General features: G+C 55.1%; 15 protein-coding genes and 2 tRNA genes. 9 read left to right on the top strand and 8 right to left on the bottom strand.

Annotated features, from left to right (window positions below):
• The first annotated feature begins 123 nt into the window (after nt 1-123).
• From efeU to phoH, 4 genes are all read left to right on the top strand, one after another.
• Entirely contained in the window at nt 124-957 is an 834-nt protein-coding gene (gene efeU, locus IM295_RS10950) for an iron uptake transporter permease EfeU (RefSeq protein WP_028012665.1), read from the top strand.
• Between the two features lie 40 nt (nt 958-997).
• The gene (efeO, locus tag IM295_RS10945) at nt 998-2,125 is read left to right on the top strand and encodes an iron uptake system protein EfeO (RefSeq protein ID WP_028012666.1); all 1,128 of its coding nucleotides are present in this window, start codon (nt 998-1,000) and stop codon (nt 2,123-2,125) included.
• 5 nt (nt 2,126-2,130) lie between these two features.
• Nucleotides 2,131-3,414 (top strand): iron uptake transporter deferrochelatase/peroxidase subunit, encoded by a 1,284-nt coding sequence (gene efeB / locus IM295_RS10940; protein WP_193066677.1) that lies wholly within the window; start codon nt 2,131-2,133, stop codon nt 3,412-3,414.
• Between the two features lie 499 nt (nt 3,415-3,913).
• Nucleotides 3,914-4,702, top strand: a complete 789-nt coding sequence (phoH, locus tag IM295_RS10935) for a phosphate starvation-inducible protein PhoH (RefSeq protein WP_024908976.1) — start codon at nt 3,914-3,916, stop codon at nt 4,700-4,702.
• A 291-nt stretch (nt 4,703-4,993) separates the two neighbouring features.
• On the opposite strand, the gene IM295_RS10930 is transcribed toward phoH, so the two are convergent.
• The 3 genes from IM295_RS10930 to IM295_RS10920 form a co-directional block, all read right to left on the bottom strand.
• Nucleotides 4,994-5,081 (bottom strand) — tRNA-Ser (locus IM295_RS10930).
• A 137-nt stretch (nt 5,082-5,218) separates the two neighbouring features.
• Complete coding sequence (locus IM295_RS10925) at nt 5,219-5,896, bottom strand: isochorismatase family protein (protein WP_025755865.1); 678 nt, start codon at nt 5,894-5,896, stop codon at nt 5,219-5,221.
• Between the two features lie 20 nt (nt 5,897-5,916).
• Nucleotides 5,917-6,777: a pirin family protein gene (locus IM295_RS10920; RefSeq protein WP_193066676.1), complete on the bottom strand. Its 861-nt coding sequence runs from the start codon at nt 6,775-6,777 to the stop codon at nt 5,917-5,919.
• Nucleotides 6,778-6,886: 109 nt separating this feature from the next.
• Between IM295_RS10920 and IM295_RS10915 the strand changes: the two genes are divergently transcribed.
• On the top strand, nt 6,887-7,792 hold the full coding sequence (locus IM295_RS10915; protein WP_028012669.1) for a LysR family transcriptional regulator: 906 nt from the start codon (nt 6,887-6,889) through the stop codon (nt 7,790-7,792).
• A 242-nt stretch (nt 7,793-8,034) separates the two neighbouring features.
• On the opposite strand, the gene IM295_RS10910 is transcribed toward IM295_RS10915, so the two are convergent.
• Nucleotides 8,035-8,122, bottom strand: a tRNA-Ser gene (locus tag IM295_RS10910).
• A 232-nt stretch (nt 8,123-8,354) separates the two neighbouring features.
• Between IM295_RS10910 and ghrA the strand changes: the two genes are divergently transcribed.
• The 4 genes from ghrA to IM295_RS10890 all read left to right on the top strand — a co-directional run bounded on the left by ghrA (nt 8,355) and on the right by IM295_RS10890 (nt 11,269).
• A complete protein-coding gene (ghrA, locus tag IM295_RS10905) occupies nt 8,355-9,293 on the top strand; it encodes a glyoxylate/hydroxypyruvate reductase GhrA (protein ID WP_028012670.1) in 939 nt (312 codons plus the stop codon).
• Between the two features lie 84 nt (nt 9,294-9,377).
• The gene (locus tag IM295_RS10900) at nt 9,378-10,115 is read left to right on the top strand and encodes a phosphatase (RefSeq protein WP_028012671.1); all 738 of its coding nucleotides are present in this window, start codon (nt 9,378-9,380) and stop codon (nt 10,113-10,115) included.
• 20 nt (nt 10,116-10,135) lie between these two features.
• Entirely contained in the window at nt 10,136-10,690 is a 555-nt protein-coding gene (locus tag IM295_RS10895; RefSeq protein WP_028012672.1) for a molecular chaperone, read from the top strand.
• Between the two features lie 96 nt (nt 10,691-10,786).
• On the top strand, nt 10,787-11,269 hold the full coding sequence (locus tag IM295_RS10890; protein WP_072201771.1) for a DUF1097 domain-containing protein: 483 nt from the start codon (nt 10,787-10,789) through the stop codon (nt 11,267-11,269).
• Nucleotides 11,270-11,314: 45 nt separating this feature from the next.
• Here the strand turns inward: IM295_RS10890 and csgG are convergent, their stop codons facing one another.
• Genes csgG through csgD form a run of 4 tightly spaced genes read right to left on the bottom strand, consistent with a single transcriptional unit; the run spans nt 11,315 to nt 13,656 of the window.
• Nucleotides 11,315-12,148 carry a curli production assembly/transport protein CsgG gene (gene csgG, locus IM295_RS10885; protein WP_028012674.1) on the bottom strand — a complete coding sequence of 278 codons (834 nt, stop codon included), beginning with the start codon at nt 12,146-12,148 and terminating at the stop codon, nt 11,315-11,317.
• Between the two features lie 26 nt (nt 12,149-12,174).
• On the bottom strand, nt 12,175-12,588 hold the full coding sequence (gene csgF, locus IM295_RS10880) for a curli production assembly/transport protein CsgF (protein ID WP_028012675.1): 414 nt from the start codon (nt 12,586-12,588) through the stop codon (nt 12,175-12,177).
• A gap of 23 nt (nt 12,589-12,611) precedes the next feature.
• On the bottom strand, nt 12,612-13,001 hold the full coding sequence (csgE, locus tag IM295_RS10875) for a curli production assembly/transport protein CsgE (protein ID WP_028012676.1): 390 nt from the start codon (nt 12,999-13,001) through the stop codon (nt 12,612-12,614).
• Nucleotides 13,002-13,005: 4 nt separating this feature from the next.
• Nucleotides 13,006-13,656 (bottom strand): biofilm master transcriptional regulator CsgD, encoded by a 651-nt coding sequence (gene csgD / locus IM295_RS10870; RefSeq protein WP_028012677.1) that lies wholly within the window; start codon nt 13,654-13,656, stop codon nt 13,006-13,008.
• Nucleotides 13,657-14,021: the final 365 nt, after the last annotated feature.

The following is a 14,021-nucleotide window of genomic DNA, read 5'->3' as shown; positions in this document are numbered from 1 at the left end:
CAACTCGTCATCAAATCACCACACATTTCGCTTGTGTTTCCTTCCGCCGTAATGATAATCACTATCACAAGAATTTACCTTTCTTTGCATCAGTTGACCGCGATAAACATTTAAGGTGTCGGCATGTTTGTTCCATTTCTCATTATGTTACGTGAAGGCCTTGAAGCGGCCCTGATTGTCAGCCTTATCGCCAGCTATCTGAAGCGCACCCAGCGTGGGCGCTGGATTGGCGTGATGTGGGTTGGCGTCTTCCTTGCCGCGGCGCTCTGCCTGGGCTTAGGTATCCTCATCAATGAAACCACCGGCGAATTCCCGCAGAAAGAGCAGGAGCTGTTTGAAGGTATCGTCGCCGTGATTGCGGTGTTCATCCTGACGTGGATGGTCTTCTGGATGCGCAAAGTTTCCCGCAACGTGAAGGTGCAGCTGGAGCAGGCGGTGGATAACGCCCTGCAGAAGGGGAATCACCACGGCTGGGCGCTGATCATGATGGTCTTTTTCGCCGTGGCGCGCGAGGGTCTGGAATCGGTTTTCTTCCTGCTGGCGGCATTCCAGCAGGACGTTGGCATCTGGCCGCCGCTGGGCGCCATGCTCGGTCTGGCAACGGCGGTGGTGCTGGGCTTTCTGCTCTACTGGGGCGGCATTCGCCTCAACCTGGGCGCCTTCTTTAAGTGGACCAGCCTGTTCATTCTGCTGGTGGCCGCGGGGCTGGCGGCAGGGGCGATCCGCGCCTTCCACGAGGCGGGCCTGTGGAACCACTTCCAGGACGTGGCGTTCGATCTTAGCAACGTTCTCTCCACCCATTCACTGACCGGCACCCTGCTCGAAGGCATCTTCGGCTACCAGGAAACGCCGAGCGTCAGCGAAGTGGCGATGTACTTTATCTATCTGGTTCCGGCGCTGGTGCTGTTCGCGATGCCGCCGCGTACCGGTTCGCAGGCGTCGCGCGTTGCGCCGTAATTATTGTTTTAGTTACAACATACTTTTTAAGGGAAGAGTCATGGCAATTCAGTTTCGTCGTAGTGCATTGTGCGCAGGCATTGCCGCGCTGTTCGCTTCTGCATTCGCTGCGCAGGCTGCGGATATTCCGCAGGTAAAAGTCACCGTTAACGATAAGCAGTGTGAGCCGATGACCATCACGGTTAACAGCGGTAAAACCCAGTTTATCATTCAGAACCACAGCCAGAAGGCGCTGGAGTGGGAGATCCTCAAAGGCGTGATGGTGGTGGAAGAGCGCGAGAACATCGCGCCGGGCTTCAGCCAGAAGATGACCGCCAACCTGCAGCCGGGTGAATACGACATGACCTGCGGCCTGCTGACCAACCCTAAAGGCAAGCTGATCGTCAAAGGTGCAGCGACGGCGGACGCGGCCAAAGGCACGGCCCTGCTGAGCCTGGGCGACGCCATTACCGCCTATAAAGCCTACGTCACCAAAGAGACGGCGGACCTGGTCACGGGTACCAAAGCCTTCACCGACGCCGTGAAAGCGGGCGATATCGAAAAAGCGAAATCCCTGTACGCGCCAACCCGTCAGCACTACGAGCGTATCGAGCCGATTGCCGAGCTGTTCTCTGACCTCGACGGCAGCATTGATGCCCGCGAAGATGACTACGAGCAGAAGGCCGCCGATCCGAAATTCACCGGCTTCCACCGTCTGGAAAAAGCCCTGTTTGGCGATAACTCCACCAAAGGAATGGAGAAATACGCCGGGCAGCTGAACACCGACGTGCTGGAGCTGCAAAAGCGCATCAGCGAGCTGGCCTTCCCGCCGTCGAAGGTGGTGGGCGGCGCGGCCGGTCTGATTGAAGAAGTGGCCGCGAGCAAAATCAGCGGTGAAGAAGATCGCTACAGCCACACCGACCTGTGGGACTTCCAGGCCAACGTCGACGGTGCGCAGAAGATTGTCGAGCTGCTGCGTCCTCAGCTGCAGAAAGAGAACGGCGAACTGCTGGCGAAAGTAGATGCCAACTTCAAAAAGGTCGATACCATCCTGGCGAAGTACCGTACCAAAGACGGGTTCGAAACCTACGACAAGCTGACCGACGCCGACCGTAACGCGCTGAAAGGCCCGATTACGACGCTGGCGGAAGATCTCTCCCTGCTGCGCGGCGTACTGGGTCTGGACTAAGCACGATGAACAAGCACGAAGAATTCGACGTGGCGGAACCTTCCCGACGTCGTTTGTTAAAAGGGGTAGGGGCGCTGGGCGGCGCGTTTGCCCTGGCGGGAGGTTGCCCGGTGGCGCATGCGGCGAAACCGCAGAGCGCGCCCGGTACGCTCTCGCCGGATGCCCGCATGGAGACCCAGCCGTTTTATGGCGCGCACCAGGCGGGTATTCTCACGCCGCAGCAGGCTTCCATGATGCTGGTGGCCTTTGATTCGCTGGCCAGCGATAAGGCGGATCTGGAGCGTCTGTTCCGCCTGCTGACGTCGCGCATCGCGTTTCTTAGCGCGGGCGGGCCGGCACCGGATACGCCGAACCCGCGCCTGCCGCCGATGGATTCCGGTATCCTCGGGGCGTTTATCGCGCCGGATAACCTGACCATTACCGTGTCGGTAGGGGAGTCGCTGTTTGACGGCCGCTACGGCCTGGCAAAACAGAAGCCGAACGCGCTGCAGAAGATGACGCGCTTCCCGAATGACTCCCTCGACGCGGCGCTGTGCCACGGCGATCTGCTCCTGCAGATTTGTGCCAATACTCAGGACACGGTGATCCACGCCCTGCGCGATATCATCAAGCACACGCCGGATCTGCTGAGCGTGCGCTGGAAGCGGGAAGGGTTTATCTCTGACCACGCCGCCCGCAGCAAAGGCAAAGAGACGCCGGTTAACCTGCTGGGCTTTAAGGACGGCACGGCCAACCCGGACAGCAGCGATGCGGCGCTGATGAAAGACGTGGTGTGGGTGACGGCAGATCAGGGGGAACCCGCATGGGCTGTGGGCGGCAGCTACCAGGCTGTGCGCATTATTCAATTCCACGTGGAGTTCTGGGACCGCACGCCGTTGAAAGAGCAGCAGACGATTTTTGGCCGCGACAAGCAGAGCGGGGCGCCGCTGGGCATGAAGCACGAGCATGATGTGCCGGACTACGCGAACGACCCGGATGGCGACGTTATCGCGCTCGACAGCCATATTCGCCTTGCCAACCCGCGCACCAAAGAGACGCAGTCCAGCCTGATGATGCGCCGTGGCTACAGCTATTCGCTGGGCGTGACCAATTCTGGCCAGCTTGATATGGGGCTGCTGTTCGTCTGCTATCAGCACGATCTGGAGAAAGGCTTCCTGACCGTGCAGAAGCGGTTAAACGGCGAAGCGCTGGAAGAGTACATTAAGCCCATCGGCGGCGGCTATTTCTTTGCTCTGCCCGGCGCGCGCGATGCTGGCGCGTATCTCGCACAAGGTCTGATGGAAGCCTGATAATCGTCCCTGCGATAGTTCGCGGGGACATTATTTTTTCATATGACTATCTTGTTGTTATATTTCTGTAATATTCATATATAAGACTGATTCCGCTGCAGGAACAGTCTTAAAAGTTGCATTCAGGTAAAATAAATGTTGCATTTATGATAACTCCTGATGTACTTAAGATAAGACGGCGGTAGTTCCCGGCAGTGATGCTGAATCACTATGGAGATCGCGAATGGTTGCGTCCTGTACTGGACAAGGTAAACATAACAACCGCAGCACCCGGCGCGGAGGCTCAGACTCCGGCAGCGATTTCCTCACCACTAAATTCTCCCCCACACCTCAAGAATCTGATTCGACCGACGTGCAGACCGGTGCGCGTAGCCGTTCTGTATCGTCATCTGATAAAGCAAGCAATGGCTTACAAGGAAGCCAACCCTCTGATGTTCGTGCGCATAATCGTGCCGAAGCTGGCGCGTGTGATGAATACCAACAACTCAAGGTGCTATCCATGGGAAGACAAAAAGCAGTGATCAAAGCTCGTCGCGAAGCAAAACGTGTGCTGAGACGGGACTCACGTAGCCATAAACAGCGTGAAGAAGAATCGGTCACCTCGCTTGTGCAGATGAGTGGCGTAGAAGCAATTGGCATGGCCAGAGACAGCCGTGATAATTCTCCAATTGTGGCGCGCAATGAGGCTCAGGCGCACTACCTGAATGCTATCGAGAGTAAACAGCTCATCTTTGCAACCGGTGAAGCCGGATGCGGGAAAACCTGGATCAGTGCAGCCAAAGCAGCGGAAGCGCTGATCCATAAGGACGTGGAGCGCATTATTGTTACCCGTCCTGTACTGCAAGCTGATGAAGATCTCGGCTTCCTGCCCGGCGATATTTCGGAGAAGTTTGCTCCGTACTTCAGGCCCGTCTATGACGTGCTGGTGAAGCGACTGGGTGCATCCTTTATGCAGTACTGCCTGCGACCAGAGATTGGCAAGGTGGAAATCGCGCCGTTCGCCTATATGCGCGGACGTACATTTGAAAATGCGGTCGTTATTCTCGACGAGGCTCAGAACGTGACCGCTGCGCAAATGAAGATGTTTTTAACGCGCCTCGGGGAGAACGTGACGGTTATCGTTAACGGCGATATTACCCAGTGTGACCTGCCGTCGGGCGTGAAGTCCGGCCTCAGCGACGCCATGTCACGTTTTGAGGAAGATGAGATGATTGGGGTGGTTCGTTTCACCAAAGAGGACTGCGTGCGCTCGGCGCTCTGTCAGCGCACGCTGCAAGCGTATTACTGAGTTTGCTGTTGTGTTCAAGGCCCGGGAAACCGGGCTTTGTTTTATGTGCAATTTATTCCCTCTCCCCTGGGGAGAGGGTTAGGGTGAGGGTCTCAGGCCGCACCGAGCTGAATATAGCACCGGGGGGGATTGACTCGCTTCGCTCGCCCTGCGGGCAGCCTGTTCGCTTTGCTCACAGTCTGTCCAACTGGCTGCGCCAGTTGTCGAACCCCGGTCGGGGGTTCTCATCCCCCCTTACGAGAATATAAAAGAAAAAAGCCCGTACTTTCGTACGAGCTCTTATCTCAAATATGGCGGTGAGGGGGGGATTCGAACCCCCGATACGTTGCCGTATACACACTTTCCAGGCGTGCTCCTTCAGCCACTCGGACACCTCACCATATTGTTTTGCTGCCTGACCGCTTGGGGGGCAACGGGGCGCTACTATAGGGAGTTGCGCGAAAGCGGTCAAGCAGATTTTCTGCATTCGTGCTTGTTCGGTTAAGCCTTAATCAGCTTATGACGCACAGCGCAGGATTAACGCTGCGAATCGAGCACTTCGCTGTTTTTCACCACCTCCTGCGCTTTGCCGTAGCTTTCGATCAGCAGCTGGTAGGCCGGGAAGATGTGGGTGTATACCTCAGCCCATTCAGCCGCATCTTCACGGTTCCAGGTTCGCTGGATCTCAGAGGCCACAGCGGCGGTATCCATCGGCACCACGCCTGCCTGGACCACGCGGGCCAGGGTGATCTCCTGCGCCATTTTGCTGTAGGTGCCGGAGGCATCAATCACCGCAAACACTTTATATCCGTCCGCCACCGCGCTGATGGACGGGAAGGCCATGCAGACGCTGGTGATCGTGCCTGCAATAATTAACGTCTTGCGACCGGTAGCTTTTACCGCCGCCACGAATTCCGGGTTATCCCAAGCGTTGATCTCACCTTTGCGGGCCACATACTGCGCATGCGGCGCGTTGGCGTGGATCTCCGGGATAAGCGGGCCGTTCGGTCCCTGTGGAACGGAGGCGGTGGTGATCACCGGGATCTTCGCCAGCGTGGCGATCTTTGCCAGCGCCGCGGCACGGGCGCGCAGCTCCGGCATGGGCATGTCGCCGACGGTCTGGAACAGCCCGCTCTGGTGGTCGATAAGCAGCATGACGGCATCATTTACGTCAATGACGGGACGTGCACCGTTGAAGTTTGCAGGGGTAGACATATTGCGCTCCTTAATTACGTTCAGATCTGGCCAAAGCGGCCGGAGTTGAAATCACGAATGGCTTCCGCGATCTCGGTTTTACTGTTCATCACAAACGGGCCGTAGCCCACAATAGGTTCATTCAGCGGCTCACCGGCCATCAGCAGCAATTTCGCGTCGCTGTTCGCTTCCAGATGCAGCTTTTCACCGCTCTGACTTAGCACAACCAGCTGCGCTTCACCCGCTGGCGTGGTGCCGTTCACCGTTACGCTGCCCTCAAGTACCACCAGCGCCGTGCTCCAGCCTTCGGGCTGGTTGAGCGTCAGATGGCTGCCCTGGTTAAGCGCGATGTCCCAGACGTTCAGCGGTGAGAAGGTATGGGCCGGGCCCGTCACGTCCTCAAGGCGACCGGCGATGACCCGCAGCGTGCCGCTGTTATCCGGCAGCGTGACCACCGGGATATCCGCTTTGGTGATGCTCTGGTAGCCGGGCGCCGCCATTTTGTCTTTGGCGGGCAGGTTGACCCACAGCTGCATCATTTTTAGTTCACCGCCTTTCTGCGCGAATGCGCTGGAGTGGAACTCCTCGTGCAGGATGCCTGCGCCCGCCGTCATCCACTGCACGTCGCCGGGGCCAATAACGCCGCCTCTGCCGGTGGAGTCGCGATGCTCCACTTCGCCGGCGTAAACGATGGTCACCGTTTCAAAGCCGCGATGAGGATGCTCGCCCACGCCGCGTTTCGCGCCGTCCGCCGGGAAGGTGTACGGTCCGGCATAGTCCAGCAGCAGAAAAGGGCTCAGCGGCTCGCCGTGCGTCTGGTAAGAAAACATTGAACGAACCGGGAAACCGTCACCGACCCAGTGCGGACGAGGTGCGGTGTAAACGCCTGTTACGTTTTTCATGATGAACTCCTGATGTTCTGTTGATGTAATTAGCTTATATTCAGGGTTAATATCCTGGTAGATAGTGAAAATGACATGCACTGTTCTGAATATGGAACGATGAGGACGTATGCAGGATCTCAATGATTTCGCGTGGTTTGTGAAGGTGGTGGACCATGGTGGATTTGCGGCGGCGGGTCGGGCGCTCGATCAGCCCAAGTCAAAACTGAGTCGCCGGATTGCCCAGCTGGAAGAGCGCCTTGGCGTGCGGTTGATCCAGCGCACCACCCGACAGTTTACGGTGACGGAAGTGGGGCAGACGTTCTATCAGCACTGTAAAGCCATGCTGGTAGAGGCCGAAGCTGCGGAAGAGGCGGTGGCGGCGTTGCAGGCCGAGCCACGCGGCGTGGTCAGGATCACCTGTCCGGTCACCTTGCTGCACGTGCACGTGGGGCCCATGCTGGCGCGGTTTATGGCGCGCTATCCGGGGATCAATCTTCAGCTTGAGGCCACCAACCGGCGGGTTGATCTGGTGGGTGAGGGCATCGACGTGGCGATCCGCGTTCGTCCACGTCCGTTTGATGACAGCGACCTGGTGTTAAGAGTGCTGGCAGACAGGGGACACTGCCTGGTGGCGAGCCCTGCGCTGATTGAGCGGATGGGTCACCCTGCCGTGCCCTCTGAGCTGAGCGAGTGGCCGGGTTTGAGCATGGGGGTGGGAAAGCAGCTGCACAGATGGGAGCTGAGCGGGCCGGAGGGAGCGAAAGCCGCGATTCATTACACGCCGCGCTTTATTACCACCGACATGCTGGCGCTGCGTGAAGCGGCGATGGCGGGGGTGGGCGTGGTGCAGCTGCCGATTTTGATGGTCAAGGATCAGCTGGCATCCGGGGAACTGGTAAGGGTGCTGGACGCATGGGAACCCCGACGGGAAGTGATTCACGCTGTTTATCCTTCCAGGCGAGGTTTGCTGCCGTCCGTCAGAACGCTGGTGGATTTTCTTACTGAAGAGTATGCGCGGATGGTGGAGGAGTAACGATCCCCTCGCCGCTTTGGGGAGAGGGTTAGGGTGAGGCGCTCAGGCTGTACCGAGCTGAATATAGCACCGGGGGGGATTGACTCGCTTCGCTCGCCCTTCGGGCAGCCTGTTCGCTTCGCTCTCAGTCTGTCCAACTGGCTGCGCCAGTTGTCGAACCCCGGTCGGGGGTTCTCATCCCCCCTTACGGAGAATATAAAAGAAAAAAGCCCGTACTTTCGTACGAGCTCTCATCTTGAATATGGCGGTGAGGGGGGGATTCGAACCCCCGATACGTTGCCGTATACACACTTTCCAGGCGTGCTCCTTCAGCCACTCGGACACCTCACCATATTGTCATCCCGTTGTTGCTGGGACGGGCGCTAATGTAAGGAAAAGCCGAACTGCCGTCAACCCACTTTTTCAGTAATTTAGCGCGTTTAGACAAACTTCAGGCAACATGATTCTTAAATGTGCTGAAAGCGTCTTTTTTATCAACAACACGATCACGCAATAAATTTGCTATGCTGACCGTCCAGTTAAAAAGCAAAATAAATCAGCGCAATAAAAGGCAGGATTGACTATGGATATACTCTTCTATCACCCCACTTTTGATACGGCTTACTGGATTAAGGCACTTTCTGCGGCACTGCCGGGCGCTCGCGTTCGTGAGTGGAAGCGGGGCGATAACGAACATGCTGACTACGCGCTGGTCTGGCATCCGCCGGTAGAAATGCTCCAGGGCCGTAAGCTGAAGGCCGTGTTCGCGCTTGGAGCCGGCGTGGATTCCATTCTGAGCAAGCTGAAAGCACACCCTGAAATGCTGCCGGAAGATATTCCTCTGTTCCGCCTGGAAGATACCGGTATGGGCCAGCAAATGCAGGAGTATGCCGTCAGCCAGGTGCTGCACTGGTTCCGCCGCTTTGATGACTATCAGGCGCTTAAGCAGCAATCCCGCTGGGAGCCGCTGCCTGAATATCCGCGCGAAGCGTTTACCGTTGGTATCCTCGGCGCAGGCGTGCTGGGTTCGAAAGTGGCTGAAGCGCTCGCGCCGTGGGGCTTCCCGCTGCGCTGCTGGAGCCGCAGCCGTAAAGACTATCCGGGCGTTGAGAGCTTTGCCGGAACGGATGAGCTTCCGGCCTTCCTGAACGGCACGCGTGTGCTGATTAACCTGCTGCCCAATACGGCGGAAACGGTGGGGATTATCAATGAAGGCCTGCTCAACCAGCTGGACGACCAGAGCTACCTGATGAACCTGGCGCGCGGCGTGCATCTGGTCGAGCCGGATCTGCTGAAGGCGCTGGATAGCGGGAAGCTGAAAGGCGCCATGCTGGATGTCTACAGCCGTGAGCCGCTGCCGGAGGAAAGCCCGCTGTGGCGACACCCGCGCGTGGCAATGACTCCGCACGTTGCCGCCGTGACGCGACCTGCCGAGGCAGTGGCCTATATCTCGCACACGATCGGTGAAATAGAGAAGGGTAACCCGGTCACCGGACAGGTCGACCGACAGCGCGGCTACTGAGAGAAACCCGGCGTTCGCCGGGTTTTTGCTAATATTCGCCGCTGATAACTGCTATCCTTTGGAAAAAACGCAGAGGAGAGAAAGATGTATCCCGTTGACCTGCATATGCACACCGTCGCCAGCACCCACGCGTATAGCAACCTCCATGATTATATCGCCCAGGCGAAGCTTAAGGGCATCAAGCTGTTCGCGATAACCGATCACGGCCCGGATATGGCGGATGCGCCGCACTACTGGCATTTTGTGAATATGCGTATCTGGCCACGTCTGGTGGACGGGATTGGGATACTGCGCGGCATTGAGGCGAACATCAAAAACACCGACGGTGAAATTGACTGTACCGGCCCGATGCTGACCTCCTTAGATCTGATCCTTGCCGGTTTCCATGAGCCGGTTTTCCCGCCGCAGGATAAAGAGACCAATACCGCGGCGATGATTGCCACTATTGCCAGCGGCAATGTGCACATCATCAGCCATCCGGGCAATCCGAAATACCCGATTGATATTCAGGCCGTGGCGCAGGCCGCGGCGAAACACCGCGTGGCGCTGGAGATTAATAACTCCTCGTTCGTGCACTCGCGTAAAGGCAGTGAAGCCAACTGTCGCGAAGTGGCTGCCGCCGTGCGTGATGCGGGTGGCATGGTGGCGCTGGGCTCTGATTCGCACACGGCCTTCACGCTGGGGGATTTTAGCGAGTGCCTGAAAATATTGCAGGATGTGGATTTCCCGGAAGAACGCATCCTGAACGTCACGCCGCGTCGTATGCTTGATTTCCTCGAGTCGCGTGGCATGGCGCCGATTGATGAATTTGCCGATCTTTAATTGAATAACGGAATAGAACAATGAATGAATTTTCCATCCTTTGCCGCGTGCTGGGCTCCCTGTATTACCGCCAGCCGCAGGACCCGCTGCTGGTGCCGCTGTTTACGCTGATTCGCGAAGGTAAACTGGCGCAGAACTGGCCGCTGGAACAGGATGAGTTACTGGAGCGCCTGCAGAAAAGCTGCGATATGCAGCAGATCTCAACGGACTACAATGCTCTGTTCGTGGGCGAAGAGTGCCGCGTGTCGCCGTATCGTTCCGCCTGGCAGGAAGGAGCGACCGAAGCGGAAGTGCGGGCATTCCTTTCAGAACGCGGGATGCCCCTGAGCGATACCCCAGCCGATCATATCGGTACGCTGCTGCTGGCCGCGTCCTGGATCGAAGACAACGCTGGCGACGATGAAAATGAAGCCATCGGGATCCTCTTCGAAACCTATCTGCTGCCGTGGGTGGGGACCTTCCTGGGTAAAGTGGAAGCTCATGCCACCTCTCCGTTCTGGCGAACGCTGGCCCCGCTGACGCGTGACGCCATTGCAGCAATGTGGGATGAGCTGGAAGAAGAGAGCGAGGAGTGATGTAAATCACAAAAATCCTGCAACGATACATTTCAACTTGCACGTAATGTGCTTCTGATCGCATTTCTACGGCGCGCTTCTGCTAAGATGCGCGCCATGAACATATTACTTTGTATTGCAATCACGACGGGCATCCTCTCCGGTATTTGGGGATGGGTAGCGGTGTCTCTCGGTCTGTTAAGCTGGGCTGGCTTCCTGGGCTGCACGGCCTATTTCGCCTGTCCTCAGGGCGGGCTGAAAGGGCTCTTTATCTCAGGCTGCACGCTGATGAGCGGCGTTATCTGGGCGCTGGTCATCATGAAAGGCAGCGCGCTGGCGCCGCATCTGGAGATGCTGGGGTACGTCATGACGGGTGTCGTCGCGTTCCTGATGTGCATCCAGGCGAAGCATCTGCTGCTGTCGTTTGTGCCGGGAACCTTTATGGGGGCCTGCGCAACCTTTGCCGGGCAGGGGGACTGGAAGCTGGTGGTTCCTTCCCTGGCGCTGGGGCTGCTGTTTGGCTACGCCATGAAGAACAGCGGTCTTTGGCTGGCGGCGCGAAGGGAAAAAACGCAAAACATCACCGCGGTGAGTGAATAAAAAAAAGGCGAGATAATCATCTCGCCTTTTTTTATGCGCTGCCTGTCAGGATTCCGGAGGCACCGACATATCACGGTATTTCACCAGGATCGGGTTCTGCACGTCCGCTTTGTTTTGCAGATCCCACAGCCCGCGATCGATACCATCGTTGATTAAGAAGATCACGCCGGTTTCAATGGCTGACATCAGACACATCATGACCGGTTCGTTAGAGGTGTAGCCAATTTCTCCCTCCAGCAGGCGCTGGTAATCAATAAAGCGGAATACCCCAGCCTGAACTTCATAAGACAATATCGTTTTGCTGGTGTTGACCGAAGAGAGCACTTCACCGGTACTGACGTTCACGACGCGCAGGTTAACCGCAATTTGGTCGAGTTGGTACTGGGTATCTGCGCCGATACCGAAGTAGCGCGCGCCCACGCCACCCGATTTCACATTGCTCTCGTAACCGATAATCGACCCTTCAATCATCACGTTTGCGGCGGCCAGAGACTGCAGAGGCATCCGGTTATTGTCCGCAACGGTGCCATTCTCCTGCGCGGCACGAATGATTTTTCGTTCATTTAACAGGTTCTGAAGCCCCTGGCGTTCCAGCGGAATAAACCAGTGCGAATCTTTAAGTGCAGTCACCAGCATGGCGGTGGCGCTTTGCGGCACCGCGGTGGAGAAGTTACTTGCCGGATAAGGCTTAAATTGTCCGGTTTCATCCTGAATGTTGTATACCGAGACAAATATCTTGCCCGTAGGTGAAGGCAAATGGGTTAAATCACGGTAACTTTGGGCCCGCGGCATTAATGTGGGTTTTGCAGCTTCTTTAGGCGGAGCAGTTAAACAACCGCTCAATAAGCACACTGCAACAAATATCAGGAAGCGCTGCATGGTCGTTGTCCTTATTTAGCTATTGTTTAAAAGTCAGTTGAATTATTTTGCAGGCCGGAAACCTCTATGGTGGAAGTTTTTCCGGTTTTACGATCGGTCACATTCAACTGGAGCTGTCCGTCCCTGTTGGCGATGTCGACGATAAAGTCGTTGGTCATCATTCGGCCGGGTTTGCCGGTATTAATGTTGGTCAGCAATCCCCCTAAAATCTGCGACTGGATAGCCTGGGTGAAGTTATCCAGTGCGGAAGGGGTATCAACGGTAAAATCCTGAAAGCTCGGATCTTTATAGGAGTTTTGTGCCTGAGCTTGATTCAGCAGAAAGGCACCGTTGTTGGGGTTACCGCCAAAGTTAGGGTTACGGAACTGGAAGGTCATATTTCCGGCCCAGCTCAGGGGAGCAATAAGCATGATCGAAACAACTGCATATGCAATACGCATGACAGCCTCCGCATATCGGTTCGCTAGAACTCATCTTTTGCTAAATCGCTGGTGCTTAATAGGGCTTTATCTATTTGCAGGCGATTAATAGCGTCTTCAGTTTGAGCCAGTGCTAAGGCTACGTTTTTTTCGAAGTCTGTTTTCGAGGGGAATAAAAAAGTTTGATAAATAACGTCCTGATTGGCCGTTATGGTTATCCAGCTTCCCCATCGTGCACTGGGCCGCTCGTTGATTGTTAAATTACCCGTGTAGGGACTGTCCCATTTATCGCTGAAGGCCCGGTAAAAACTGTGCCCGATCGATGAGACAGTGTGGTCAGTTAACAATCCGGGAACTTCGACCTCAACGGCCTGCAGGTTCCCTGCAGCGAGCAGGAGACTCGCTGCGGCGATCCAACTCAACGTGCGCTTCATGTGATTAACGCCTGAGGTTATCGTTTGCCCATGAAACCGCCTGAGTTCGGTTTTTAACAGCTATCTTCTTGAAAAGATTATAAAGGTGCGTCTTTACCGTATTTTCGCTGATAAATAACGAACGGGCGATTTCAATATTTGAAGCACCAATGCGTAATTTGTTCAGGATCTCTTTCTCACGGTGGGTGAGCAGCGCTGATTCCGAACTGTTATAGCGGTAATTTCCGGAGTGCGTGATGAGGTAGCTGGCCAGCTTTTGCGAGAAATAGCATTCGCCGCGCAATATGCCTTGCAGACCATCTACCACCCGAACTTCTTCTTCAGTGACGTAGAACACGCCATTGATATGCGGCCAGCTTTCAATATCTCTGAAAGGATATTCATCAGGCGTATTCAATAATAACACGCGGATATTATTGTTTTTCCTGCTTAAGTTATCTTGCCAGTAATGGATAAGCTTTTTATCGGCTTCCATCATATCAAACAGAATGATGCTGCCAGGCGCAATATCATCAAAAGAACGTTGAATATTATGCAATTTCCCGTTCAGTGATAGAGATTGCTTTAAATGTTGTAATAAAGCTGTCGCTTGCAGAGAAGGTTTTGTGATCAACAGTAATGTATGACCATGTAAACTATGGACTTCATTATACATGATGAAACCCCACTTATTTTTGGCACCTGACAGCCGCCCTCTCTGTAAAGAAGAGGGTACCAGAAGTACTGACAGATGTTGCACTGCTGTGTGTAGAATCAGAACATAACCTCCACAGGGAGGTAAATATAAAACCAATTTCGTACATCTAATTTCAATCTAGCTTTTACGAATTTTAAAGCAAGTGTTAATCATGTAACAAGATGTAAAAATCAATATTAATTTGTGAAAATTGCAGATTTTGAATGTTGTTATTTGATATGAAAGTTGTACATGGAAATATTGGTGCATAGATTTTAAAAATCATACAAATATAATTAACTGGTTAATATTTATAAGTATTTATTATTTTATTTAGTTTGTGC

Source organism: Enterobacter cloacae complex sp. P14RS (assembly GCF_014895895.1).
Lineage (GTDB): Bacteria > Pseudomonadota > Gammaproteobacteria > Enterobacterales > Enterobacteriaceae > Enterobacter > Enterobacter bugandensis.
The sequence above is the reverse complement of the archived record's forward strand: the minus strand, read 5'-3'. Positions and strand labels throughout refer to the sequence as shown.

Excerpts from the sequence above, each read along its gene's own strand:
- efeU (WP_028012665.1), top strand. The coding sequence starts at position 124 with ATGTTTGTTCCATTTCTCATTATGTTACGTGAAGGCCTTGAAGCGGCC.
- efeO (WP_028012666.1), top strand. The coding sequence starts at position 998 with ATGGCAATTCAGTTTCGTCGTAGTGCATTGTGCGCAGGCATTGCCGCG.
- efeB (WP_193066677.1), top strand. The coding sequence starts at position 2,131 with ATGAACAAGCACGAAGAATTCGACGTGGCGGAACCTTCCCGACGTCGT.
- phoH (WP_024908976.1), top strand. The coding sequence starts at position 3,914 with ATGGGAAGACAAAAAGCAGTGATCAAAGCTCGTCGCGAAGCAAAACGT.
- IM295_RS10925 (WP_025755865.1), bottom strand. The coding sequence starts at position 5,896 with ATGTCTACCCCTGCAAACTTCAACGGTGCACGTCCCGTCATTGACGTA.
- IM295_RS10920 (WP_193066676.1), bottom strand. The coding sequence starts at position 6,777 with ATGAAAAACGTAACAGGCGTTTACACCGCACCTCGTCCGCACTGGGTC.
- IM295_RS10915 (WP_028012669.1), top strand. The coding sequence starts at position 6,887 with ATGCAGGATCTCAATGATTTCGCGTGGTTTGTGAAGGTGGTGGACCAT.
- ghrA (WP_028012670.1), top strand. The coding sequence starts at position 8,355 with ATGGATATACTCTTCTATCACCCCACTTTTGATACGGCTTACTGGATT.
- IM295_RS10900 (WP_028012671.1), top strand. The coding sequence starts at position 9,378 with ATGTATCCCGTTGACCTGCATATGCACACCGTCGCCAGCACCCACGCG.
- IM295_RS10895 (WP_028012672.1), top strand. The coding sequence starts at position 10,136 with ATGAATGAATTTTCCATCCTTTGCCGCGTGCTGGGCTCCCTGTATTAC.
- IM295_RS10890 (WP_072201771.1), top strand. The coding sequence starts at position 10,787 with ATGAACATATTACTTTGTATTGCAATCACGACGGGCATCCTCTCCGGT.
- csgG (WP_028012674.1), bottom strand. The coding sequence starts at position 12,148 with ATGCAGCGCTTCCTGATATTTGTTGCAGTGTGCTTATTGAGCGGTTGT.
- csgF (WP_028012675.1), bottom strand. The coding sequence starts at position 12,588 with ATGCGTATTGCATATGCAGTTGTTTCGATCATGCTTATTGCTCCCCTG.
- csgE (WP_028012676.1), bottom strand. The coding sequence starts at position 13,001 with ATGAAGCGCACGTTGAGTTGGATCGCCGCAGCGAGTCTCCTGCTCGCT.
- csgD (WP_028012677.1), bottom strand. The coding sequence starts at position 13,656 with ATGTATAATGAAGTCCATAGTTTACATGGTCATACATTACTGTTGATC.